24 protein-coding genes are annotated in these 24,633 nt (G+C 55.3%); 7 read left to right on the top strand and 17 right to left on the bottom strand.

The window, feature by feature from the left end; translation table 11 throughout:
- The first annotated feature begins 6 nt into the window (after positions 1-6).
- Positions 7-411, top strand: coding sequence for a nuclear transport factor 2 family protein (locus J4D97_RS05500; RefSeq protein ID WP_208306708.1), 405 nt, complete (start codon positions 7-9; stop codon positions 409-411).
- A gap of 4 nt (positions 412-415) precedes the next feature.
- Here the strand turns inward: J4D97_RS05500 and J4D97_RS05495 are convergent, their stop codons facing one another.
- From J4D97_RS05495 to J4D97_RS05450, 10 genes are all read right to left on the bottom strand, one after another.
- Positions 416-1,201, bottom strand: coding sequence for a 3-keto-disaccharide hydrolase (locus J4D97_RS05495; RefSeq protein ID WP_185281642.1), 786 nt, complete (start codon positions 1,199-1,201; stop codon positions 416-418).
- A gap of 197 nt (positions 1,202-1,398) precedes the next feature.
- Entirely contained in the window at positions 1,399-2,289 is an 891-nt protein-coding gene (locus J4D97_RS05490; RefSeq protein ID WP_208306707.1) for a hydroxypyruvate isomerase family protein, read from the bottom strand.
- A 115-nt stretch (positions 2,290-2,404) separates the two neighbouring features.
- Positions 2,405-3,661, bottom strand: coding sequence for a nucleoside permease (locus J4D97_RS05485; RefSeq protein ID WP_185281640.1), 1,257 nt, complete (start codon positions 3,659-3,661; stop codon positions 2,405-2,407).
- A gap of 115 nt (positions 3,662-3,776) precedes the next feature.
- Complete coding sequence (locus tag J4D97_RS05480) at positions 3,777-4,250, bottom strand: c-type cytochrome (RefSeq protein WP_185281639.1); 474 nt, start codon at positions 4,248-4,250, stop codon at positions 3,777-3,779.
- A gap of 38 nt (positions 4,251-4,288) precedes the next feature.
- Positions 4,289-5,341 (bottom strand): sugar phosphate isomerase/epimerase family protein, encoded by a 1,053-nt coding sequence (locus J4D97_RS05475; protein WP_208306706.1) that lies wholly within the window; start codon positions 5,339-5,341, stop codon positions 4,289-4,291.
- 105 nt (positions 5,342-5,446) lie between these two features.
- Positions 5,447-6,598, bottom strand: coding sequence for a Gfo/Idh/MocA family protein (locus J4D97_RS05470; RefSeq protein WP_208306705.1), 1,152 nt, complete (start codon positions 6,596-6,598; stop codon positions 5,447-5,449).
- 189 nt (positions 6,599-6,787) lie between these two features.
- Complete coding sequence (locus tag J4D97_RS05465) at positions 6,788-7,390, bottom strand: gluconate 2-dehydrogenase subunit 3 family protein (protein ID WP_208306704.1); 603 nt, start codon at positions 7,388-7,390, stop codon at positions 6,788-6,790.
- Positions 7,391-7,402: 12 nt separating this feature from the next.
- On the bottom strand, positions 7,403-9,079 hold the full coding sequence (locus J4D97_RS05460) for a GMC oxidoreductase (protein WP_208306703.1): 1,677 nt from the start codon (positions 9,077-9,079) through the stop codon (positions 7,403-7,405).
- A 149-nt stretch (positions 9,080-9,228) separates the two neighbouring features.
- Positions 9,229-10,101 carry a sugar phosphate isomerase/epimerase family protein gene (locus J4D97_RS05455; RefSeq protein WP_185281635.1) on the bottom strand — a complete coding sequence of 291 codons (873 nt, stop codon included), beginning with the start codon at positions 10,099-10,101 and terminating at the stop codon, positions 9,229-9,231.
- 393 nt (positions 10,102-10,494) lie between these two features.
- Positions 10,495-11,331 carry a sugar phosphate isomerase/epimerase family protein gene (locus J4D97_RS05450; protein WP_185281634.1) on the bottom strand — a complete coding sequence of 279 codons (837 nt, stop codon included), beginning with the start codon at positions 11,329-11,331 and terminating at the stop codon, positions 10,495-10,497.
- Between the two features lie 210 nt (positions 11,332-11,541).
- Between J4D97_RS05450 and J4D97_RS05445 the strand changes: the two genes are divergently transcribed.
- Positions 11,542-11,985, top strand: coding sequence for a hypothetical protein (locus J4D97_RS05445; protein WP_208306702.1), 444 nt, complete (start codon positions 11,542-11,544; stop codon positions 11,983-11,985).
- 245 nt (positions 11,986-12,230) lie between these two features.
- Here J4D97_RS05445 and J4D97_RS05440 read toward each other — a convergent pair whose 3' ends face one another.
- The 4 genes from J4D97_RS05440 to J4D97_RS05425 all read right to left on the bottom strand — a co-directional run bounded on the left by J4D97_RS05440 (position 12,231) and on the right by J4D97_RS05425 (position 15,866).
- A complete protein-coding gene (locus tag J4D97_RS05440; RefSeq protein WP_208306701.1) occupies positions 12,231-13,481 on the bottom strand; it encodes a TPM domain-containing protein in 1,251 nt (416 codons plus the stop codon).
- Between the two features lie 125 nt (positions 13,482-13,606).
- Positions 13,607-14,293, bottom strand: a complete 687-nt coding sequence (locus J4D97_RS05435; RefSeq protein WP_208306700.1) for a RibD family protein — start codon at positions 14,291-14,293, stop codon at positions 13,607-13,609.
- A gap of 90 nt (positions 14,294-14,383) precedes the next feature.
- Complete coding sequence (locus J4D97_RS05430) at positions 14,384-15,169, bottom strand: transporter (RefSeq protein WP_208306699.1); 786 nt, start codon at positions 15,167-15,169, stop codon at positions 14,384-14,386.
- 154 nt (positions 15,170-15,323) lie between these two features.
- Entirely contained in the window at positions 15,324-15,866 is a 543-nt protein-coding gene (locus J4D97_RS05425) for a hypothetical protein (RefSeq protein ID WP_208306698.1), read from the bottom strand.
- Between the two features lie 309 nt (positions 15,867-16,175).
- On the opposite strand from J4D97_RS05425, the gene J4D97_RS05420 reads away from it, so the two are divergent.
- Positions 16,176-18,173 (top strand): RNA-binding domain-containing protein, encoded by a 1,998-nt coding sequence (locus J4D97_RS05420; protein ID WP_208306697.1) that lies wholly within the window; start codon positions 16,176-16,178, stop codon positions 18,171-18,173.
- A gap of 52 nt (positions 18,174-18,225) precedes the next feature.
- Here the strand turns inward: J4D97_RS05420 and J4D97_RS05415 are convergent, their stop codons facing one another.
- Positions 18,226-20,610 (bottom strand): ribonucleoside-diphosphate reductase subunit alpha, encoded by a 2,385-nt coding sequence (locus J4D97_RS05415; RefSeq protein WP_208306696.1) that lies wholly within the window; start codon positions 20,608-20,610, stop codon positions 18,226-18,228.
- Positions 20,611-21,139: 529 nt separating this feature from the next.
- Here J4D97_RS05415 and J4D97_RS05410 point away from each other — a divergent pair.
- Positions 21,140-21,406, top strand: a complete 267-nt coding sequence (locus J4D97_RS05410; RefSeq protein WP_208306943.1) for a GIY-YIG nuclease family protein — start codon at positions 21,140-21,142, stop codon at positions 21,404-21,406.
- A gap of 178 nt (positions 21,407-21,584) precedes the next feature.
- On the opposite strand, the gene J4D97_RS05405 is transcribed toward J4D97_RS05410, so the two are convergent.
- Entirely contained in the window at positions 21,585-22,547 is a 963-nt protein-coding gene (locus J4D97_RS05405; protein WP_185281623.1) for a ribonucleoside-diphosphate reductase small subunit, read from the bottom strand.
- A gap of 56 nt (positions 22,548-22,603) precedes the next feature.
- Here J4D97_RS05405 and J4D97_RS05400 point away from each other — a divergent pair, with 56 nt between their 5' ends.
- The 3 genes from J4D97_RS05400 to rpmA all read left to right on the top strand — a co-directional run bounded on the left by J4D97_RS05400 (position 22,604) and on the right by rpmA (position 23,742).
- Entirely contained in the window at positions 22,604-22,804 is a 201-nt protein-coding gene (locus J4D97_RS05400) for a hypothetical protein (protein ID WP_208306695.1), read from the top strand.
- 212 nt (positions 22,805-23,016) lie between these two features.
- Positions 23,017-23,322 (top strand): 50S ribosomal protein L21, encoded by a 306-nt coding sequence (gene rplU, locus J4D97_RS05395; protein ID WP_185281621.1) that lies wholly within the window; start codon positions 23,017-23,019, stop codon positions 23,320-23,322.
- Between the two features lie 114 nt (positions 23,323-23,436).
- Positions 23,437-23,742, top strand: a complete 306-nt coding sequence (gene rpmA, locus J4D97_RS05390) for a 50S ribosomal protein L27 (protein ID WP_185281620.1) — start codon at positions 23,437-23,439, stop codon at positions 23,740-23,742.
- Between the two features lie 75 nt (positions 23,743-23,817).
- Here rpmA and J4D97_RS05385 read toward each other — a convergent pair whose 3' ends face one another.
- Complete coding sequence (locus J4D97_RS05385; RefSeq protein ID WP_208306694.1) at positions 23,818-24,588, bottom strand: cyclase family protein; 771 nt, start codon at positions 24,586-24,588, stop codon at positions 23,818-23,820.
- Positions 24,589-24,633: the final 45 nt, after the last annotated feature.

The raw sequence follows: 24,633 nt of genomic DNA, 5'->3' as shown, positions 1-24,633 counted from the left end.
AGCGCTATGCCCACCGAGCCACTTGCCGTTCTCCAAGCGTATTTCGATTTAGTACAGGCATTCAGTGTGGATACTGCTGCCTACGCGGCGGTACTGCACCCCGAAGTAGAACAGCTGGAATACGCCAATGACCTCAACAAGCAGCCCGTGAGCCGCTCGTTCGACGAGATTCTGACCAACCTGCGGGCGGGACGGGAACTACTCCTCGACCCCAGCTTTATTGTACATCACACCCACGTGGGCTCTACGGGCACAGTGGTGGTTGAAGGCCGATGGGAGGCCACCGTCCTCCACGACGCAGGGCCCGCAGTGCGCGGGCAACGCGTCGCGTCGGAGTTGTGCTTGGTGTTTGAATTTAAAGACGGCAAGATATACCGGCAGCGGCGCTACCCCTGCTACGAGCCGCTGTAGCGGCTTACTTGCCTAGCTCACGTATCCAGATGTTGCGGAAGCTCAGCGGCTCGCTCTTGTCGCCGTGCGATTGGAGCTTGATGGGCGATGCGCCGTGCGCCTTGCCCTCGTAGCTGGCCTTGCCAATATACTGGGTAGGGCCATCCAACTCCACATTGTCCTGCACTACCACACCGTTGAACAGCACCGTTACGCGGGCAGGCGTTTGCAGCGTGCCGTCCGATTTGAAGGTAGGGGCAGTCCAGGCTACGTCGTAGGTTTGCCACTCGCCGGCCTTGCGGGCGGGGTTAGCCAGCGGAATCTTTTGCTTATAAATGCTGCCCGCCATACCGTTCACGTAGGTTTTGTTGTCGTACGAGTCCAGGATTTGCAGCTCGTAGCCCGCATCACCCTTGCCGATAGAGGCCAGAAACAAACCGCTGTTGCCGCGCGCCTGCCCGGTGCCGCTGATGTTGGCCGGCACACGCCACTCCAGGTGCAGCTGGTAGTTGGTGAAGGTGCGCTTGGTTTCGATGTTGCCTTTGGTCTTGTCAACGGTCATGATACCATTGGCTACCTTCCAGTCGGCTGGTTTGGAGCGGTCGTCTACCTTCACCCACTCTTGCAGGTTCTTACCATCAAACAGCACAATGGCGTCCGAAGGGGGCGCTACCATGGTAGTAGCGGCGCCGGGCGTTACCTTTTTAGGCACCGGCTCATACACTTCCGTGTCTTCGGGCTTGGCGTTTTGCTGGGCATACGCTGACATAGAAAGACCAAGAAGGGCCGTGGCAAGCAAAGGAAATTTCATGGGAAGAGGAATAGAAAGTAAGAGTGAAAAGGTGCAGTACAGGCTGTTCTGTTGAGCGCAACCGAACTATTGCTGACGCTCTGTTGCCAGGTAGTGCAAGTACAGAATGTACAGTGAAGATGCTTTGACAAGAGCAGCCGCAAAACGTTTAATGCGCACGCACGAATTGTTTAACTACCCAGAAGGCGCTTTACAAATTACACGTCGCAAAGCTGCACCGCTTGGCGCAACGAGGCCAACTTATCCGCCTTTTGCGGCATAAACTCTTGCGCCACGTACCCCTTGAAACCAGTCTTGAGGATGGCGCGCATGATGGCCGGGTAGTACAGCTCTTGCTGCTCGTCCAGTTCGTGGCGGCCGGGCACGCCGGCCGTGTGGTAGTGGGCAATGTAGGGGTGGAACTCGTTGATGGTCCGAATCACGTCGCCCTCATTGATTTGCATATGGTAGATATCGTAGAGCAGCTTGAAGTGCTCGGAGCCCAGCCGTTTGGCAAGGGCCGCGCCCCAGGCAGTATGGTCGCACTGGTAGTCTTTGTGGTCAATTTTGCTGTTGAGCAGCTCCATCACCAGCACTACTTTGTGCTTCTCGGCCAGGGCCACCAGCGGCTGCAAGCCCTTCACGCAGTTGACCAGCCCCGCCTCGTCTGACTGCCCCCGACGGCTCCCGCTAAAGCAGATCAGATTGGTGTAGCCAGCGGCGGCTACTTTAGGTATCATCTCGCCATACTGTTTTTGCAGGCGCGCATGGTATTGTGGGTCGTTGAATCCTTCTGTCAAGCTGATTTCGGCGCCGTTGCACATGGGCGAGTCCAGGCCGTACTTTTTCAGGGTAGGCCAGTCGGCAGGCCCTACCAGGTCGATGCCCTGGATACCCATCGCCTTGGCCTCTTTGCAAAGCTGCTCCACCGATAAGTCGTTGAAGCACCAGCGGCACACCGATTGGCGAATGTTGTTTTTGAGCGGCATGGTAGCAGAAGTGTTTTTTTCGTCCGAAGCACACGCGCTGGCTACTCCGGCGGTACTCATGGCGGCAGTACTGGCTAACAGGCCCTTCAACGCAGCGCGACGATTCCAGAGGGTAGGCATGGGAGACGTAGAATAATTTGCTAGAAGTTGGTAAAATCAGTTGGTGCCCTTCGCTCCTGTCATCCTGAGCGGAGCGTTAGAGATGACAGAAGCAAAAGATGACGGATGAAGCAGATTACTTCGCCTGCGCCATCGACGGTGCGGAACCCAACGCCACATCAGGCTCGGAGGTAGCGGCCTGGCGCCGCTCACGGAACATAAGCAGGAATAGCAGCAGCACTACACCCGCAATACCGGCCGGAATCAGCCAGATCATGCGCCAGTTATGCGCCTCGGGGGAGAGTTGGTAGGCGTCGAAAATGCGGCCCGAAAGCAGGGTGCCAATCAGCATCCCTACCCCGTAGGTAGCCAGGGTAATAAAGCCCTGGGCCGAGCTTTTGAACTGCTCGCCCGCCAGGTTGTCGGTGTAGATTTGACCCGTTACGAAGAAGAAGTCGTAGCACACGCCGTGCAGCACAATGCCGGCAATCAGCATCCAGTAGTTAGCGTCGGCATTGCCGTAAGCGAAAAATACGTAGCGTAACACCCACGCACCCATGCCAATGGCCAGCATTTTCTTCACGCCCAGCTTGCTGAAAAACAGCGGAATAGCCAACATAAACAGCAGCTCCGATACCTGCCCCAGGCTCTGCACACCGGCCGCCGATTTCATCCCTACCTCGTTCAAAAACGGATTGGTGAAGCCATAATAGAAGGACAGCGGAATGCAGATGGCAATGGAAGCCAGAAAGAAAATCAGGTAAGAACGATTTTTCAGCATGCCAATGGCATCCAGGCCCAGCAGGTCGCCCAGAGAGCTACTCTGGCCTTTCTTCACGGGAGGGGTAGCGGGCAGCGTAAAGCTGAACACGCCCAGGATGGCCGAAGCCACAGCGGCCATCGTGAAGGTGGCTTGCAGGCTGCCGTTCTGCTCCCAGTTTAGCCAGCCAATGGTAAGGCCCGCCACAATCCAACCCAGCGTACCCAGTACCCGGATAGGCGCAAACTCCTTCTGCGGGTCCTGCATCTGCCGGAAGCTGATGGAGTTTACCAACGCCAGGGTAGGCATGTACAGAATCATGTAGGTGAGGATGCTGGGGTAGAAGCTACCAAAATCGGGCGCCAGCGAGGCCCGCCATAGCAGCACCGCACCCGCTAGGTGCAGCACGCCCAGAATTTTCTGCGCCGAGAAAAACCGGTCGGCAATCAACCCAATAATAAACGGCGCCACAATAGCCCCTACGGACTGCGTCAGAAAAGCTGTACCCACCTGCAAACCCGTGGCGTTTAGGTTTTTAAGTAGGTAGGTGCCCAGCGTCACAAACCACGCGCCCCAGATGAAAAACTCCAGGAACATCATGATGGACAGCTTCACTCGGATGGTAGCAGTCATAGGGGGTAGGCGGTTTAGGTAGGGAAGTGGTGAGATAGAACAGGATGCTAAAACGTCATTTCGACCTCTCTGCTTGATGCGCAGAATGGTCGAAATGACGTTTAGGACTTTCGTCTTATTTCAGGGTCAGGATGTAGCGCACCATAGCTTCGGAGTCTTTCTCCGACAGGTTGGGGTGAGGGGTCATCGGGATATCGCCCCAGTTGCCTTTGCCACCGCTGATAACCTTCTTGGCCAGCATGCTCACATTGGCGTCGGTGGCCTCGTATTTCTGGGCTACGGCTGCATAGGCCGGGCCTACGAGCTTCACGTCCTGGCGGTGGCAGCTGGTGCAGTCAGAACCCTCAATGAGCTTGGCACCGGCCGCTACGGCGCCACCTGTGGGCGTGGTGCCAATCTTGTTGACATCGGTATCCACCTGGGGCTGACGGGCCTGGGCACTTACGTCGGCACCTTCTGTGCTATCAGTATCAAGAGCAGGCGTGTCGTCGGCCAGTGTGTACTCGGGTTTGTCTTTCGCGGTATCGGAGCCGGAGTTGCAGGCCAGCAGCGTCGAGCCGCAGAGCAGCAGCAAAAAAACGTTTTTCATCAGGTGAGGAGGTAGAGGAAGTAGGAAGTTGTGTGGTTTTATAATCCTAGTATTTCTTTGTTGAGGCTCTGGTCGATGCCAGAAGCTGCAAAATCATCGAAGGCCTTGTCTGTTACCCGGATGATGTGGTCTTGGATGAACGGGGCCCCTTCGCGGGCACCGTCTTCGGGGTGTTTCAGGGCGCATTCCCACTCCAGCACGGCCCAGCCGGGGAAGTTATACTGCGCCAATTTGCTGAAAATTGATGTGAAATCCACCTGGCCGTCGCCCAGCGAACGGAAACGTCCGGCCCGGTCTACCCAGCCCTGGTAGCCCCCATACACGCCCTGACGGCCGGTAGGGTTAAATTCGGCATCCTTCACGTGGAACATCTTGATGCGCTCGTGGTAGATGTCGATGAACTCCAGGTAGTCCAAGCATTGCAGAATAAAGTGCGAGGGGTCGTAGAGGAGGCAGGCGCGCGGGTGGTTGTCTACCTGTTCCAGGAACCGCTCGAAGCTGATGCCATCGTGGATGTCTTCGCCCGCGTGGGTTTCGTAGCACAAGTCTACCCCCTGCTCATCGAATACATCCAGAATAGGACGCCAACGACGGCCCAACTCCTCAAACCCCGTCTCTACCAGCCCGGCCGGCCGCTGGGGCCACGGGTACACGTAGGGCCACAGCAAGGCCCCGCTAAAAGTAGCATGAGCCGTGAGGCCTAAGTTGCGTGAAGCCTGCGCAGCATATTTCAGCTGCTGCACGGCCCATTGCTGACGGGCAGCGGGGTTGCCACGCACTTCGGCCGGCGCAAAGCCGTCGAATAGCTGGTCGTATGCCGGATGTACTGCTACCAGCTGGCCCTGCAAGTGCGTGGATAGCTCCGTGATTTCTAGGCCGGCATCGGCTACCTTGCCCTTCAGCTCATCGGCGTAAGTCTGGCTTTCGGCCGCCAGCTTCAGGTCGATGAAACGTGAATCGAGGGTAGGCATCTGAATGCCCTTATAGCCTAGGTCGCTGGCCCAATTGCAGATGCTTTCCAGGCTATTGAACGGCGCCTGTTCGCTGATGAATTGGGCCAGGAAGATGGCGGGTCCTTTGATGGTTTTCATAATGCTTAGCTGATTGCTAATAGGTTTTAGCTGTTAGCTATTGGCTTTTATGGATGGAACAAGCTGCGTTCTTCAACGCGAAAGTTACTAGCGAAAAGCTATCGGCTAACAGCTGAGAGGCGTCCATTTTTGTTCCGACTTACCGGAGGCAATAACCGATTCGATGAAGCCCATGCCCCGCACGCCGTCTTCCACGCCGGGATAGTCGGCGGCTTCGGCTGGGGCAGCGGGGCCACCCAGGTCGGCTATGAGGGTAAGGGCGAAGTTGCGGTAGAGGTTGGCAAAGGCTTCGAGGTAGCCTTCGGGGTGGCCCGCCGGAATACGGCTGTTGTGCAAGGCCAAGGGGCTGAGGTAGGAGGCACCCGTCTGGCGAATTTCGGTGGGCTTGTCCAGCCACTTCACTAGCAGCGTGTTGTTGTCGGCTTGCTGCCAATCGAGGCCGCCTTTTTCGCCGTAGAGGCGTACGCGCAGGTTGTTTTCTTCGCCGGCTGCTACCTGGGTAGCCACTAGCACGCCGCTAGCACCGTTGGCCAGTTTCAGCAGCACGGCTCCATCATCGTCGAGCTGCCGGCCGGGTACTACCACGTTGATATCGGCGCACAATTGCGTGACTTCCAAGCCGCTCACATATTCTAGCAGGTTGAAAGCGTGGGTGCCAATGTCGCCCATGGCGCCGGCTGCGCCGCTGCGGGCGGGGTCGGTGCGCCAGGCGGCTTGCTTGTTGGCGCCGCCTTCTTCGTAGGTGCTCAGCCAGCCCTGCGGATATTCTATGTATACTTTGCGAATAGTGCCCAGCACGCCGTCGGCAACCAACTGCTTGGCTTCCTTTAACATAGGGTAGCCGGTGTAGGTGTGCGTAAGGCACAGGCGCCGACCCGTGGTTTCTACCACTGTGCGCAACTCCTTGGCTTCGGCCAGGGAAAACGTCATGGGCTTGTCCAGCACCACATCAAAGCCGTGCTCCAAGGCCATTTTGGCGGGCGCAAAGTGCAAGTGGTTGGGCGTCACGATGCTGATAACTTGTACCCGCTCGGCTTCGGGCCGTTGGGCTTCCTGCTCCAATAGCTCCTGGTAGGAGCCATACACGCGGTCAGGGGCGAGGCCCAGCTCCTGGCCAGTGGCACGGGAGGTATCGGGGTTGCTGCTGAAGGCGCCGGCCACCAGCTCATAGAGTCCATCGAGGGAAGCGGCCATGCGGTGCACGCCCCCAATAAAGGAGCCTTGCCCGCCGCCAATCATGCCCAGTCGTAATTTCATGCGGTGTGGTGAAGTGGTGAGGTTGTGAAATTTGAGTGGTAAGTAAAAAATACGGCTGTCATCCTGATCTTGCAAAGGATCTTATCACGGTAGAACGACAAGTGTAACAACGACTCGTTCAACTGGCATAAGGTCCTTCGCAAGCTCAGGATGACAGACGCCTTTTCGCTCGCAAGTAACAACTCAAATTTAGGTAGCCCAGGCCCGGTCGCCTTTTTTGTAGGGCACGTTGCCGTCGTATTTGCCGGGCACGGGTAGGTAGCGGAGGGCTTGGGTAGCGCCTGGCTCAGAGGTGAAGAAGCCCAACAAGGTCAGCTCCTTCATCATGCGGAAGTAGTGGTTGGGCTGCTCTTTGGTCTTGGTTTGGGCGTACTGCTTCTGCTCAGCGTCAAGGGCGGTTAGAAACTCCTTGCGCTGACCGGCATCCAGACCCATGAAGTCCTTCTGGTACTTCTGCTTACTGGCATCGTTGAGCTTGGTAATGCCCTCCGAGAAGATCTTTTGGTCTTCGGGCTTGTAGCAGTCGCGCACCATCACGGCCATAAAACCGCCCACGTTGGCAGCTTTGGCGCCGGGCGTTTTGGTGGCAGGTAGGATGGTTTCGCCTACCTCGTTCAGCAGCGTTACTTGGTTGGCATCCAGAACTTCTTCTGGTTTTTGGTCGCCTTTCGGCCCAGCCTTGGCGGTTGTTTTGGAGTTGTCGGTAGAGCAACCAGTTAGAAACAGGTCGCCGCCAATTACGGCGCCACCCATCAGGAGGGCCACCCGGCCCAGTGCATCTCTTCTGTTCATTGCCGGTAGGAATTAGATGTTCTGCTTTTTCAGTTCGCTTACGGCGTGGTCTACGGCGCGGGCCGTGAGGGCCAGGTAGGTGAGCGAGGGGTTCACGCAAGAGGCCGAGGTCATGGCGGCACCGTCGGTCACGTACACGTTGGGGGCGTCCCATACCTGGTTGTGCGCGTTGAGCACCGAGGTTTTGGGGTCGCGACCCATGCGGGCCGTTCCCATCTCGTGAATGCCGCCGCCCAGGTTGTAGCCGTTGTTGTAGGTGTTCACGTTTTTGAGGCCGGCTTTTTCCAGCATCTCCTTGGCGTCCTCCATCATGTCCACGCGCATTTTCTGCTCGTTGTCTTTGATGGTGGCATCCATCACCAGCACGGGTAGGCCCCAGGCATCCTTCTCGGTTTTGGAGAGGTATGTGCGGTTTTCGTGGTAGGGTAGGGTTTCGCCGAAGCCCGTGATGCCCATAGTCCACTTGCCGGGCTCCGTCAGAGCATCTTTGTAGTCGCCACCAATGCTCATTTCTGCGATGTCGCGGCTCCAGCCTTCGCGGCTGGCGCTGCCCTGGTAGCCGAACCCGCGCAGGTAGTCGCGCTTGTCGCCGAACAGGTTGCGGTAGCGCGGCACGTAGATACCGTTGGCGCGGCGGCCGAATACGTATTTGTCCTCGTAGCCTTCCATTTCGCCGTGGGCACCAGCCCGGAAATGGTGGTCCATCAGGTTGTGGCCCAACTCACCGCTGCTGCTACCTAGGCCATCGGGCCACACATCAGTAGCAGAGTTCATCAACACCCAGGCCGAGTTCAGGGCCGAGGCATTCACGAAGATAACCTTGGCGAAATACTCATAGGTTTTGTTGGTTTCGGCATCCAGCACCTCTACGCCCTTGGCCCGCTTGGTATCCTTGTCGTACAGGATTTTGGTAACGATGGAAAACGGCCGCAAGGTGAGGTTGCCGGTAGCCATAGCCGCCGGTAGCGTGGCCGACTGCGTGCTGAAATACGCCCCAAACGGGCAGCCCAGCCAGCACTTGTTGCGGTACTGGCAGTTCACGCGGTTGTTATGGGGCTTGGTGATGTTGGCCGTGCGGCCAATAATCATGTCGCGGTCCTTGAAGTGCTTCTTGATGCGGGCCGCTACGTCCTTCTCCACAATGTTCATGTCCATGGGCGGCATAAAGTCGCCGTCGGGTAGCTGGGGCAAGCCGTCGCGGTTGCCGCTGATGCCGGCAAACTTCTCGGCGTGGCTGTACCAGGGTGCCAGGTCTTTGTAGCGAATGGGCCAGTCCACGGCAATGCCTTCCTTGGCGTTGGCCTCAAAGTCGAAGTCGCTGTGTCGGTAGCTCTGGCGCCCCCACATCAACGAGCGGCCCCCTACCTGGTAGCCCCGGAACCAGTCGAACGGCTTGGCCTCCACGTAGGGGCTTTTCTGCTCGTTGGTCCAGAACTCAAGGTTGGTCTCGTTCAGTGTATAATCGCGGCTGAGTACGGGGTAATCCTTAATCATTTGCTGGGTTTTGCCGCCGCGGTGCGGAAATTCCCAGGGCGCTTTGTTGGCATTCACGTAGTCTTTGATGTGCTCTACGTTGCGGCCGCGCTCCAGCATAATCGTTTTTAATCCTTTCTCCGTCAGTTCCTTGGCAGCCATGCCGCCCGATATGCCGGAGCCGATTACAATTGCGTCATATGTATTCTGTGCCATACAGGAGGGGTGGGTATTTTTAGTTATTCGTTTTCAACTTTTGGTAGTCTATAGCAGCGGTTTATGTTTAGCTTTAGTGGCCGCCCAGCACCCCATAGGGGGCGCAGCACAAGGGCAAACAACCAAAAACAAACAACCAAAAACCAACCCTATACCAGTGTGCGCTTGATGTAGGAAACGCTTTGCTTGATGCTGTCGAAGGGCGAGCCAGGCGTTTGGTCTTGCTCCACAAAGAAATACTGCATACCCGCTAGCTTCTTCTGCGCGAAAATGCGCTTGAAGTCGATGCTGCCATTACCTACCTCCGTGAAGTTGCGCTGGGGCGTTTTGTCCATGTCCTTCACATGCCACAGCGGGAAACGGCCGGGATGTTCCTTGAACATTGCCACGGGGTCTTTGCCCGCTTTGGTGGCCCAGTACAGGTCCAGCTCCATCTTCACCAAGTCTTTATCGGTGGCTAGCAGCAAATCGTAGGGCATCTGCCCATTCTGGGGCTGAAACTCGAAATCGTGGTTGTGGTAGCAGAGCTGAATGCCGGCTTTCTTGCACTGCTCGCCGGCTTTATTCAGGTAGTCAGCTACCTTCTGGTAATGGTCTCGCTCGCTGTCCATAAGGTAGGCGCACACCATGTACTTCACCCCTACCTGTGCGGCGTCGTCTATGGCTTTGTCCCAGCCGTGCAGCAGGGTGCCTTGAGTGGGCTGACCGTTGTTCATGGCCTCGCCCAGAACGTAGTGGCTGCTAGGCATAATCAGCCCGTTCTGCTTCAGCACTTTGGCAAACTCTGCGGGCTCCATGCCGTAGAACTTCTGACTGCCAGTGTAGGTAGCGCCTTCCACCGAGTTGTAGCCCATGGCGGCTATCTTGGCCAGTGTGCCGGTAGGGTCCTGCTGCATGGGCTCGCGCACGGTATAGAGCTGCAGACCGATGTAGGACTTGTCGGCCGCTAGTACAGAAGGGGAGGCGCAAGCCGCTGCCGATAATAGCACGGCAGATTTCAGAAACGTTCGTCTGGTGGTCATGAAGCAAGAGGGGTAGGGTAAAAAATCAGCGCTGGTACGCTGTGGTAGAATAGAGCGGAAAGCAGCTTTTTCGTGCGAAATAGCTGCCAAGGGGCACCACAGCAAGCAATGTTGACCCAAGGTATTCTTCTTTTTGGCAGGAACCCAAGCCTTTTGCCAGGCTATTTTGCTTGTTAGAAGAACAAATTGTGTAACGGTAGACACCTACCACACACGTTAAACGGGGAGTAAGATAAGCTTTTCAAACTCCTACCGCAAACGATTTCTCTCATAGGACACACGCAAAAAAATAAGGCTGCATGTGGTCTTTCGTTGTGGCTGTAATCTATTGCGGCCCTGGCGTAGGGGCCAGGGCCGCAATAAAGCAAGCCGTTATGGTGCCATAGCCGGCAGTTAGTAGTTCAATCCTTTCAGGTAGGCAATGTTGCGCTGCATGCTGGCAAGGGGTGCGCCTTCATACTCTTCCTGCTCCACAAAGAAATATTTCATGCCCGACTTCTTGGCGCTGCGCAGCAGCTTGGCTACGTCCAAGCGGCCGGTGCCCAGCACGGTGCTGTGGGCTTCCCCTTTTTTCATGTCCTTGAGGTGCCACAGCGGGAAACGGTTGGGGTAGCGCTCAAAATACTGGAAGGGGTCGTAGCCGGCAACTACCACCCAGCCCAGGTCCATTTCCATGGATACCAGGCGCGGGTCGGTTTTTTCCAGCAGCACATCGTACAGCACTTTCCCGTTATCCTTTTCAAACTCGGAGTTGTGGTTGTGGTAGGCAAACTGCACACCCGCTTTCCGGCAGGCTTCGGCCGCTTTATTGAAGGTGTCGGCGCAACGCTCGTAGTTGCTCACGGTCTGGCCCTGGGTGGGTAGGGAAGGGCACACCAGGTATTGCTGGCCGGCTTCGGCGGCGGCGTCCACGGCTTTCTGCCAATTGTTGTCGATGCCCACGTGGCCGCTGCGCAGTGTCATGCCCAGGCTGCCCATCAGCTGCTTCATTTCCTTGGGCGACAGGCCGTAGTAGTAGCCCTTGGCGCTGTTGGCCGATTCAATTTCTTTGTAGCCCATCTTGGCCAGGCTGCTGAGCGTGCCCTTCGCGTCGCGCATCATATCGTCGCGCACGCTATATAATTGAAGGCCAATATCTTGCACACGGGCGGCGTGGGCTAGGGTAGGCAGGGCCAACATGCCGGTGGCAAGGGCGCTTACGGAGGTCAGAAAATCTCTTCTAGTAGTCATAAAGGGGGCTGCGATGGAAAGATGCGGAACAACTAACGCTCACCAAGATAGAAATTTGCCCACCAGAAATCGGGAAAAGCTGATTTAGGTACATGAATTGTTAAAAAAGTATCGGCACGCAGTCTGGGTTATGGTAAATAGCAAGTGCAGCAAGGAAAAGACACAGTATCGTCTTGTTCTTGCTTTTTTTGTCTTCTTAAGTATTTGACTATGTTTTCTCCTTCTAATCGGCTGTATTTTGAAAATGCAGCGGGCCGTGTTGAAGAAGACCGGGCTGGTTTTGTGCGGCTGACCTATACGCTGGGTCGCCGGGAGGCAAGCATATGGCACGGACTGTTACAGCACACCAAGCACCTGCTCGCAAGGCAGGGGCAAGGCCTGCTACTAGTAGACCAACGGGCTATGCAAGCGTATTCGTTGGAAGAACAGCGTTGGCTGGTAGAGGAGTGGTTGCCTCAGGCTATTGTAGAAGGTGGCTACCGCTATGGAGCTATTGTGCAGGCACGCGATGCCTTTGCTCGCTTAGCCATGGACACGGTACGCCTACAAGCGCAGAACCTGCAACTCACGTATCGTTATTTTACGAATGAAGAGGAAGCGGTTGCATGGCTGCGGGCGCAGATAAAGGAATTCTCGTTGCGCTACAATTCTTAAAACAGAGCTGAAACTACAGCCGTTAGTTTCACGGAATACGCATCTTGAGTTCCAGGCAGCTGCATAGCGGTTTCAGTTTTGTAGGTTTCTGGATTGACACAACAGCGCCGCGAGCGGGGCAAGAAACGTTTCTTGCCCCGCTCGCGGCGCTGCCTTTTATACTCTTTAACTATTAGAAGCCTGAAGATGCCTGGCGGCTACGCTACCATTTGGAAGCTGCCTGGCGCAACGTCTGTTACGGGTTGCTACCACGAGCCGCTGTTGTCGCTGCTGTCATCGAAGCCACCGCCACCCGTGTCATCCGACGACGAATCATCGTAGGAGTTATCAGACGAGAAGTAGTCGGGGCCGGAGGAAACGTCGTCGGAGAAGTAGTCTGGGCCGGGGTCGTTGGCGGCGCTGGCACCACCAAAAAAGTCATTCACATCGGCATCCGAAGCGGGTGGGGTAGCGCCTAAACCGGCTGCACCCATGCCAGCAGCCGCCGTGTTGTCGTTGCCTAATTGTAGGTCGTTGCCGGTGTGGCTCTGGCCCGAGGCCATGCGGTTGCCGAGGTAGGCGCCGGCTGCGGCCGCGGCACCCGTGGCCAACATGCCACCAATACCACTGCCACCACCGCCATTGTTGGTATTGCCAGCGTTGCCGCCCCGGTTAAAGAAATCCGGTGTTGGCCGTTGCCCGCCCTGATTGTAGCCCTGGGTAGGCTGATTGTTACGGTTCGGTAAGAAATCGGGGGCGTTGCCGGTAGTGCTTTGCGCGGCACTTTTGCGGCGAAATAACTTCACCAGCAGCCAGATTACGCCACCTACCACTAAAGCACCCAGCAGCAAAGTGCCCATGCCCGGCCCCGATGGCTCAGGGGTAGGGGTAGGGGTAGGGCTGGACAGCCCCGGCGAGAAAGGCGCACTAGATGGCTGCTCCAACGGCTCATCAAGTGGCGCCGAAGCAACGGGAGCCTCAGTAGTTGTGGCGGGCGACGTAGCTGCCGGCGCCTGCGTAGGTGCCGAACCTGGGTTGGCTGCTTGCAGCAAGGTGTTCAGCCCGGCCCGCAAGCCAGCAAAGTAGCGTCCTTGTTTGAACTGCGGCCCCATCTGCTGGCTGATAATGCGGTCGGTAAGCGCCGGCGTAACCTGGCTACGCAAGCCTGAGCCCGCCTGAATGCTGACCTGGCGTTCTTGCACCGAAATCAGTACCACTACGCCGTTGTTTTGGTTACGCTGGCCCACGCCCCAGGCGGTGCCCAGCGCACGGGCATAGTCGGCCACGGTGCGACCGTCCAGGGTAGGCACAGTTACCACAACCACCTGCGTGCCGTTGTTATCGGCGTAGCTGCGCAGGCCGCTTTCCAGCTTCTTCGCGTCCGTTTCGCTGAGGAGCTGAGCTTTGTCCGTCACGAAAGTGAACGGGTTGGGACGAGCCGGCAACTCGCCGGCAGCGGTGGCGGTGTGGCTCAAGCCGAGGGCAAGAGCGAACACGAAAACAAGAAAGCGAAACATAGCAAATGGATAGGAGTGAGGGAAGCGCATCAATTTCAGAGCTTTCTACGCACACAGGCGCTAATAGGTGCCTACCCCAATCTGCGGAGGGGGCAAGCACCTGGCTACCGCATACCCTGCTGGTGCTAATTCTTGTTGGCGGCCGAGTAGCGCAGCCACAGGATGCCTTCGGGCCGTTGCTCCACGTGTTGCAACGCGAACTGGCGTGGTGGTCCCGGCTGGTCGCCCTGCTCGAAGAGGGTAGGCGACGAAGCCGCGCCGTCTACCACCGGGTAGTGCAGTATGCTCAACTCGTCTATCAGCCCGGCCTTCAGCAACGAGCCGTTGATGTGCCCGCCACCTTCCAGCAGAATGGTTTGGATAGGAAACAGCTCCGCCAGCTTGGTCAGTACGTTGTGGAAGTCCAGCTCCTCGGCTCCGCCAAACACGTAGGACACGCCCACGCGGCGCAGGTAAGCCAGGTACTCGTCGCTCACCTGCTCCGACAGCACACTGATGATATGCTCTCCATCAATGTCGGCCGACTCCCAGCCCAGCTTACCGTGCGCATCTACGGCCACCACAAAGGAATCGGCGGAGTGCTCGGCTACGAAATCCGTGCGGTCAAGGGGTTCCGTTACGGGTTGCAGGTCGGGTTCCAGGCCTTCAGTGAAGTCCTTTTCCATGGTCATGCGGCCACACAGCCAAGCATCAGCTTCGAAGGTAGCGGCGGTGGTTTCGTACTCCTGGGTATTGGGAGCATTGCCCCAGCGGCTCAGAATAATGCGGCCGTCCAGGGAAGTCATCATGTGGCAAATTACGCGGGGTGTCATAGGGGGTAGGGGTAGGAAAAATGTAGGAAGGGTAGTGAAAGGACCAAAGGCCGATGCTCAGTACTGGTGTTAGCCCACCAGTGGTGGGCCCTAATAGGGTAGTCGGATAGACGCCCCCGTGGTCAGGAAAAAGGACGGCGCGGCACGGCTGATACCAACGCCGCCGGCCACGTCCAGCTGTAGGTTGGGCCGCACGAGCCACAACAGTCCCGCATCCACTTCGTTATCGGGCCTGCTGCGGGCTTCGGTGGTGCCAAAGGCTTCGCCGTAAATTGAGAACTGCTTGCTCAGCCGGGCCGCGAGCTTCACGGCGTACTTCTGCTCGGTATCGTTCTGCACCCATCCGTAGCCATAAGTGTAGGTGAGGCTAAGCGCATCGGTGAGGGAGTTGGAGAAGCCGAGGCGCAAGCGGGCCTCGGGGTTGGTAGGACGCAGCTCCTTTTTGCCAACGGGTAGGGTAGCCGTAGCCGTGAAGGCAGCCTGTGGCAATATGCCTTTCTCGTCCCACAGCTGAACGCGGGTGCCTACCTCCGGCGCCCCAAGGCCTCGTTGTCCTTGCCGGCTACTGCTCGGGATAGATGCCTCAAACCCAGTGCCCAGCCGCAGTTCTACCCTATCTAGCAGGCCGTAGCGCACCGTGAGGGTAGGGTAGTTGTAGGTGCGCGACGACCTGCCGTCCTGGTAGCGCAAGCCGCCTTCCAGCTGTACAAAGTGCTTTTGCACAACCGATGTGCCGTTGGTCTGATCGGGCCGGCCAGGGTCGATGGGGTCGATATCCTCACGCTGTTGGGCATAGCTTGCGCGCGCCAGCAGCAGAAAGAATATCACGCCTAGCAAACGAAAGCCTCTACCACCCAACGCGTCCAATTTTCTCATATATAATAGCCCGCCAAGCAGAAAGCATGATTGCTTAGCTGCGCGTTAGCCAGCCCGGCAGCAGGTACACCCGCCTACGCCAATACCTGGCGCTTGGTTGGAGGCAGCTGCAGTGTGACATAAAACGATGGGGCACAGCCCTGCGCCAGTGGGACTACCTATGCGCGCCACCCAGCCGCACCCGAATATACTGTTGCAGCCACATGGGGTACACATTGTACAACATATTCAACACGCTCAGCGCTAGCCCCCAGCCTACCCTACCCAACGCGGCCGCGTAGCCGGCCGCGAACAGAAAGAACAGGAATCCCACCAGATGAAACCGCTCCAGGTGGTAGGTGTGCTGCCGGAGTGCCGCTACTGCCGCCCGACTCTGCACGTGCCGGTAGTGCGGGTAGCGCCGCCGCAGCAATCCATTGATGAAGCTGCCGTGCTGGGTAAACTGATTGGCTACGTGCACCCCCAGCCGACGATAAGCCGCCGCGGAGCCGCTCAGCTGCCACCACCGAAACCACGCCCTGGGCACCGCATACCCTAGCAAGCTCACCGCCAATGCTCCGTACAGCCACGGCCGCGCCATGTGCTGGTAGCAAAAGACACTCAGCGGCCCCAGACTCAGCACCGACCACACCACGTTCGGAATAGCGTTGTAGAACGTCAACAGCGCCGGAGAGGGCGTAAGGTGTTTGTCTTCCATCGGCGGCAACTGAAGTGCTAAGCAAGTCTCTGGCTTACTGTCTTCTGCACTGCTTGATTGTCTGCGCAAAGCACAGGCGCTACTATAGCAATTCGGTTAGCGTTATCCCACAATCAGGGAAGGCGCTGCTGAAAAGGCAGTGGTGGCCTTCATCCACCAGCCACACCACCACAGGGTTCTGGTAAATGTAGTCGCGCTTTTGCTAAGTCCACTCAGCTGAGGGTAGGGCAGTGGGGTGGTTGCCCTCCTGCCATAGCTTGAAAACCTGGCCTTGCGGACGACCATAATAATGTTAGTACTTTCGCAGTAATGACACTCGATGACTTACAAGCACAGCGTGAAAGCGCAGATTTTGAGGCTAAAGCGGCTCAAGGACAAGATGGTCGAGGTGCTTTACCACACGATATTTGGCCTACTTATAGTGCATTTGCAAATACGAATGGTGGAGTTATAGTTCTAGGTGTAAAGGAGCGAAAAGACCATTCTTTACAAGTAATTGGTTTGCAAGATGCTGAAAAGCTAAGACGAGAAGTGTGGAGTAATGTCCACAACCGAAAGACGATAAGCCATAGCCTTCTTGGAAACGATGATGTTCGTATTGAGACAATTGATGGACTTGACGTACTATTTATTCGTGTTCCTAAAGCTCATAGGCATCAGCGACCCATATATGTAGGCGAAAACCCACTCACTGGCACTTATCAGCGCCGGCATGAGGGAGATTATTCTTGCCCTGCTCCTAGGGTACGTCAACTTATAGCGGAAGCAGAAAATGATACACGCGATGCACGCCCCTTGCCTCATCATGGTATTTCTGACCTTGATTCAGATAGTCTAGCAGCTTTTCGTAATCAGTTCAGGTCTACTAAGCCAGGGCATGCATGGTTAGTATTAAGTGATCAGGATCTTCTCCAACGTTTAGGCGGCTGGTTCAATAATCGGGAAACAGGTGAACAAGGTCTTACTCTAGCTGGCCTGCTAATGTTTGGACAGCAACATATCATCGAAAGCATTCTACCAGACTACGTTGTAGACTATCAAGAGAAGAGTCCAAGCCATCAGCGTTGGGTTGATCGTCTTGTAACTGATGGTACGTGGTCAGGCAATCTGTATGATTTTTATCGTAAAGCCTATTCTCGTCTTATTAGTGACCTAAAAGTTCCTTTCCAACTACGTGACCAGCATCAGCGAGTTGATGAAACACCTGTTCACGTAGCTCTGCGAGAAGCTCTTGTCAATTCATTGATACACGCTGATTATAATGGTAGCAGCCCTATTCTCATAGTAAAAGAGCCTGACCAGTTTACTTTTCGTAACCCAGGAACTCTCCGTATTCCACGGGAAGAAGTATTTCAAGGCGGGAATAGCGATTGCAGAAATCGGAATTTGCAGAAGATGTTTCAGATGATTGGTGAGGGAGAAAAAGCAGGGTCAGGCTTCCCGGCTATTCTTAGAGCATGGGAGAGCCAATCTTGGTCGGATCCTTATTTAACTGAGTCCCCGACTTCAGATTATGTTTCATTACAACTGAAGATGACCAGCTTTTTGCCTCAAGATGTGCTTAACAAGCTTGCCAAGCACTTTGGAGCACCCTTTACAGAACTTGATGAAAATGCTCGTTTAGCACTTGTGTTAGCAGAGCAGGAAGGTTATGTGACAAATGAGAGATTTCGCTCATTCACATACCATCATCCAGCAGATATTACCAAGCAACTTGCATTGCTAGTACGAAATAAGTTTCTAACTCAAGAAAGAGGGGGCCGTTGGACAAAATATCATTTAGTGTCTAGCAACCAAATAGATACATTGGAAACCTCTATTGAAAATAAGAACGCTCTACATGATGAAGTCAATGGGCAATTAGTTTTAATCTATGATAATAATAAGTCCATAAAGTCGGTTGACAACTCCATAAACTCTTCTGCAGACTCCATAAAGTCGGTTGACAACTCCATAAACTCTTCTGCAGACTCCATAAACTCAGTTTCTGAAAGTACAGAAACCACTGAGTACAGTTCGGTCAGTGATTTAGTCAGGGCTAATATCCCAGAAGTTATCTGGCAGAAGTTGATGCAACTAGGTGAACCGGCAAGATTAGGGAGGATTTCTTCATCTTACCTAGCACAATTGATATTTATTCTATGCTCTGAAACTGAACTAAATACTCAGCAACTAGCAATGATTTTAAAACGGAATGCTGTGGGAATACGCAGTAATTATATAGCTCAAATGGTGGAACAAGGAGTCTTGATACCAACCTTCCCTGATAAGCTTAACCATCCTCGTCAAGCTTATAGGGCAGCTTAGAAGAGCATAAAATAAAAAGGCCACTCAGCATGAGTGGCCTTTTTAATTAACTCTACGACCCGCAAGCCTCGCAGGCGTCCGGATTATCCAGCGAGCAGCTCATGTCGCTTTGGTTCTGGGCGACGTTGGCGTAGACCGGCTCCAGGGTTTCGGCGGCTTGTTTCTCCACCGTGAACTTGATGGCGTCGGCGGCGGCTTTGGTGCGCAGGTAGTACATGCCGGTTTTCAGACCGCGCTTCCAGCTGTGGAAGTGCATGCTGGTGAGCTTGCCGAAGTTCACGTTTTGCACGTGCAGGTTCAGGCTCTGGCTCTGGCAGATGTACGCGCCCCGGTCGGCCGACATATCAATGATGCGGCGCTGCGAGATTTCCCACACCGTCTTATACAGGTCCTTGATGTGCTGCGGAATCCGGTCGATGTTCTGCACCGAGCCGTTGGCGGCAATAATTTCCTGCTTCATCTGGTCGCTCCACAGGTTCAGGGCCACCAGGTCTTTCAGCAGGTGCTTGTTCACTACCATGAACTCGCCCGAGAGCACGCGCCGCACGTAAATGTTGCTCGTGTAAGGCTCAAACGATTCGTTGTTGCCCAGGATTTGCGCCGTGCTGGCGGTAGGCATAGGCGCTACCAGCAGCGAGTTGCGCACGCCGTGCTCCACTACCTCGGCGCGCAGCGTTTCCCAGTCCCACCGGCCCGAGTCGGGCGTTACGTTCCACAGATCGAACTGGAACTTGCCCTGGCTCAGCGGCGAACCGGGGAAAGTCTCGTAGTGCCCATCCTTCATGGCCAGGTCCTTGGAGGCCGTCATGGCCGCGAAGTAGATGGTCTCGAAGATGTCCTTGTTTAGGCCCATCGCTTCGTCGCTCTCAAACGGCATCCGCAGCGCAATAAACGTGTCGGCCAGGCCCTGCACGCCCAGCCCGATGGGGCGGTGGCGGAAGTTGCTGCGCTGCGTCTCGGGCACGGGGTAGTAGTTCACGTCAATCACCTTGTTCAGGTTCAGCGTGGTCTGGTACGTTACCTCGTACAGCTTGTCGTGGTCGAAGGTGGTGTTGCCCTGCGCATCCGTCACGAGGTAGCGGGGTAGGGCCAGCGAGGCCAGGTTGCACACCGCAATTTCGTCCTTGTCGGTGTACTCCATAATCTCGGTGCACAGGTTCGACGACTTAATCACGCCCAGGTTCTGCTGGTTGCTCTTGCCATTGGCGGCGTCCTTAAACAGCATGTAGGGCGTGCCGGTCTCGGTCTGGCTTTCCAGGATGGCAAACCACAGCTCCTGTGCCTTGATGGTCTTGCGGCCGCGGCCTTCCTTCTCGTAGTGCGTGTATAGGCGCTCAAACTCGGGGCCCCAGGTGGTATCCAGGCCGGGGCACTCGTGGGGGCACATCAGCGTCCAAGTGCCGTTTTCCTCCACGCGCTTCATAAACAGGTCAGGCGTCCAGAGGGCATAGAACAGGTCGCGGGCGCGGTTTTCCTCCTTGCCGTGGTTTTTCTTCAGGTCCAGGAAGTCGAAAATATCGGCGTGCCAGGGCTCCAAGTAGATAGCGAAAGCGCCCTTGCGCTTGCCGCCGCCCTGGTCCACGTAGCGGGCCGTGTCGTTGAACACCTTCAGCATGGGCACCAGGCCATTGGAGTTGCCGTTGGTGCCTTTGATGTAAGAACCCGTAGCGCGCACGTTGTGCACAGCCAGGCCAATACCACCCGCCGACTGCGAAATCAGCGCGCAGTTCTTCAGCGTGTCGTAGATGCCCTCAATGGAGTCGTCCTTCATCGTGAGCAGGAAGCACGACGACATCTGCGGCTTGGGCGTGCCGGCGTTGAACAGGGTAGGCGTAGCGTGCGTCATCCACCGCTCCGACATCATGTTGTAGGTCTTGATAACCGAGTCGATGTCGTTCTTGTGAATACCTACCGATACGCGCATCAGCATATGCTGGGGACGCTCCACAATCTTGCCATCGAGGCGCAGCAGGTAGGAACGCTCCAGCGTCTTAAAGCCGAAGAAGTCGTAGTTATAGTCGCGGTCGTAGATGATGGCCGAGTCCAGCGTATGGGCGTGGTTGTGAATCACTTCCCACACGTCCTTGGCCAGCAGCGAAGCGTTTTCGCCATTCTTGGGGTCCTCGTAGGTGTAGAGGCGCTTCATGGTGCTCGAAAACGACTTCGAGGTCACCTTATGCAGGTTGCTCACCGCAATGCGGGCGGCCAGAATGGCGTAGTCGGGGTGCTTGGTGGTGAGCGAGGCGGCGGTTTCAGCGGCCAGGTTGTCCAGCTCCACGGTGGTCACGCCGTCGTAAATGCCGTCAATCACCTTCTTGGCCACCTCAATCGGCGACACAAAATCCATATTCAGCCCGTAGCAGAGCTTTTCAATGCGGGCCGTTACTTTATCGAATTTCACGGATTCGCGGCGACCGTCGCGTTTGATTACCAACATAGGCGTAGCGGTTTGATGGGTTAGGATAAGCGAAGCCCTACCCTGGAGGGGCGCAGGCACTGATTCGAGAAAAGGTGAGCCGAAGGAACTTTTCGACTATTGATAGTCGGAAGATATTCGTCTCGAAGGTGTAGGACAAACCTTTCCTTTAGAAGTTTTCCACATAATCGCAAAGCGGTAGTGCTCAGCCGCTTTTTGCATAGAAACTAAAGAATATAGCAATGAAATATTGCTAGTAAAATAGGGTTGCGAGTTTGCCGGAGGAATGGTATTGTAGGAGGTAGGCGTAGCGTGGAGGAACAGCCGAAAATCGTCTGTCATCCTGAGCTTGCGAAGGACCTTATGCCCGCAGAACGAGTCGTTGGTACATTACCTTTCAAAACTACCTGTCATCCTGAGCGGAGCGAAGGACCTTATCACGCTAGAACGACCATCGTAACAACGACTCGTCCTGCGGGCATAAGGTCCTTCGCTCCGCTCAGGATGACAGACGATAACACTGTAAAAGAAATATGCCCTACTATGTCATATCACCACCAACCCCGCCCGCAACGTCCTCTATATCGGCATCACCAACGACCTCCGCAACCGCATCGCGCAGCACTACGAGAACCGCGGCACCACCCAAACCTTCGCCGGGCACTACTTCTGCTATAACCTGCTCTACTTCGAAGAATACACCGACAGCAAAGCGGCTATCAGCCGCGAGAAAGAGCTAAAAGGCTGGACGCGGGCAAAGAAAGACGCGCTGATTGCGACGCAAAATCCACAGTGGGAGTTTTTGGAGGTAGGGTAGGGTAGGGTAGGGTAGGGTAGGGTAGGCACAAAAAAACTACCTGTCATCCTGAGCGGAGCGAAGGACCTTCTCACGGCAGAACAAAAATCGCAACAACGACTCGTGCCCACGTGAGAAGGTCCTTCGCTCCGCTCAGGATGACAGGCGGTTTCAGAAGGCTTCTAGAAAATAAAATGCCTTAAAAATCCTCGTCCAGCGAGAAAACGTTGTCGTTTCGCTCGCTCATCACGCCGGCTTTCTGGTATTCAGCCACGCGCTTCTCGAAGAAGTTGGTTTTGCCCTGCAACGAAATCATCTCCATGAAGTCGAAAGGGTTGGTAGCGTTGTAGATCTTGCCACAGCCCAGGGCCACCAGCAGGCGGTCGGCCACAAACTCGATGTACTGCGACATGGTAGTGGAGTTCATACCAATCAGGTTGACGGGTAGGGCGTCGGTCACGAACTCCTGCTCAATGCTCACCGCGTCGCGGATGATTTCCTGCACGCGGGCCTCGGGCAGCTTGTTGTTGAGGTGGTCACGGTAGAGCAGGCAGGCGAAGTCGCAGTGCAGGCCTTCGTCGCGCGAAATCAGCTCGTTGCTGAAGGTCAGGCCGGGCATCAAACCACGCTTTTTCAACCAGAAAATAGAGCAGAACGAGCCCGAGAAGAAGATGCCTTCCACGGCCGCAAAGGCAATCAGGCGCTCGGTGAAATTCTCGGAGTTGATCCATTTGATGGCCCAGTCACCCTTCTTCTTCACGCACGGCACGGTTTCTAGGGCGTTGAACAGGCGGTCTTTTTCCTGCGGATTTTTCACATAGGTGTCAATCAGCAGCGAGTAGGTTTCAGAGTGGATATTTTCCATCATCACCTGGAAGCCATAGAAGCAGCGCGCTTCTGCCGACTGCACTTCCTGCATGAAGTTGACGGCCAGGTTTTCGTTTACGATGCCGTCGGAAGCGGCGAAGAAGGCCAGCACGTGGGAGATGAAGTGCCGCTCGCCATCATTCAAATTATCCCAGTCCTTTTGGTCTTGACCCAGGTCAATTTCCTCGGCAGTCCAGAACGAGGCTTCTGCCTGCTTGTACATCTGCCACATATCGTTGTGCTGAATGGGAAACAGCACGAAACGGTTGGGATTTTCGGTCAGTAAGGGTTCCATAAGCTGAAGTAAGTAGTAGCAGAGTAAGGATACAATACCAGCCAAGCTGGTCGGTAATGCAACACGCCAAAAAGCACAAGGTTGTTGCAAAAATGGTGAGTGGGGCACTTACCATTTCTTCAAAGATAGGCGACCTGCTTCCGAACTGGGCCGTGGAACGTTATTTTTTGTATGTTAATTTTTTAGTATGGTCTATTTCAACAGATGAGCGTTTTTCTCAAAATGGGATGATGAAAAAAGCCAATCTTATCAAATAGAGAATAGTTATCCACATTTTGAGTGTGGACAATGTAGTTTATCCACAAAATTCGTATTCGCGTGTTCCTTAATAGAAGGTTTACACATAAAGGCCAGGTAAAAATCAGCGTTGGCAAAAGGCGAGTAAATGAAGATTAGCGAGTTAGGCTTGCAATTCTGAATTTAACGGCGTACTTTTGCCTTCCATTTTTCAGAAACCGCGAAGACACTGATGTACGCAATCGTCGATATAGCTGGCAAGCAGACCAAGGTCGAAGCCGACAAGTTCGTTTACACCCACAAGCTGGCTGGCAACGTCGGCGACTCGGTAGAGCTGGGCAATGCCCTGCTGACCGATGATAACGGCACCATCTCCATTGGTGCTCCCACCCTGGACGTGAAAGTAACGGGTACCATCCTAGCGCACGTAAAGAGCGACAAAGTATTGGTATTCAAGAAGAAGCGTCGTAAAGGTCACCGTAAGTTAAACGGTCACCGTCAGGACTACACCAAAGTACAAATCAACAGCATCGGCTAGTTTTTCAATAGCTATTAGCTGATGGCCTTTAGCCATTAGCTGGCAATTTGACTAGCTTGCGCTTTACACAGAAAGCTAACGGCCTACAGCCACTAGCTAAAAGCTTAAAAAAACATGGCACACAAGAAAGGTGTCGGCTCGTCTAACAACGGCCGCGAATCGCATAGCAAGCGCCTTGGCGTGAAAATCTACGGTGGTCAGAGCATCATCTCCGGCAACATCATCGTGCGTCAACGTGGTACCAAGCACCACCCCGGCCAGAACGTGGGTATCGGCAAGGACCACACCCTGTTCGCTATGATCGACGGCACGGTACAGTTCCGCAAGGGCCGTGGCGACCGTTCGTTCGTATCGGTTGTTCCTGGTGAGGTAGTTGCTTCGGAAGTAACCACTTCGGCCAACGCCGCTGCTGCCGAGTAGATAGTAACAGTTGATTATACCCAAAGGGGCCATCCACATGGATGGCCCCTTTGCGCATCGTGGGCTTACCAAGTGCTATTTCAAAAGCGCGTAGAGGATGGGTTTGCTGGGACTGGCGTCCAACACTAGACTTGTAATTTGCAGATTGAGTAGGTAGAGGCCATCCTCCACCGCATCAGGCACAAAGATCAGTTCCGTGATGGTGGCTGTATGCCGCGTAGCGTGAGGATACTGCCAAAAGGCATGGTGGGCCATTAACTGGCCGCCATCCTCCTCGCGGTCTACGCTGGGCAGGTCTACTAATAGATGCTCTATGTGGCGCTTGGCGAGGTAGTGTGCTAAGGCAGGCTCCAGATAGGTAGGGTTGGTGCCAGAGTAATGACGAGTACGCTTTGCCCGATGGTTGGGCAAGGTGCGCAATACAAGCGCCTCGGGCATGATGGCTGCGTCGGGGCCTTTCTCCAACTCGCGCTGCACGTCGGCCAGCAGCACTACCTGGTCGCCGTTGGGTAGAGGGCGCGGCTGCACCGATACCAGCCGGGCCACAAACAGAAAGCGGCGTAAGCAATTGCTGAGTAATGCATCCGGCTCGGCCGAGATATGGCCGTAACACTCCGTATGCGTGCCGTTGCCGTGGGGCGTGAGGTGTACGCGCTTGTAGTTGGTGCTACCCCCTTCGGCTACGCTGCCTACAAAATCGCCTACTCGGATGGTTTCTACCTCCACCGGCTCGGCCCAGAAACAGTTCACCTGCTCTAGGCCAGGCGCCAAGGGTAGGGAAATATCCAACGGCGCGCTAGGGTCGAAAGAGTATGTGCGGCCGTGGTAGGGGTAGGTAGCGAGCATGTAGAGGAGTAAAATCTTGACTTGTCTGTCATCTTTCGCTCTGCT

Origin of the sequence: Hymenobacter defluvii (assembly GCF_017589435.1) — a bacterium.
GTDB lineage: Bacteria > Bacteroidota > Bacteroidia > Cytophagales > Hymenobacteraceae > Hymenobacter > Hymenobacter profundi.
Note: the sequence above shows the minus strand (reverse complement) of the source record. Positions and strands in the feature narration are given on the sequence as shown.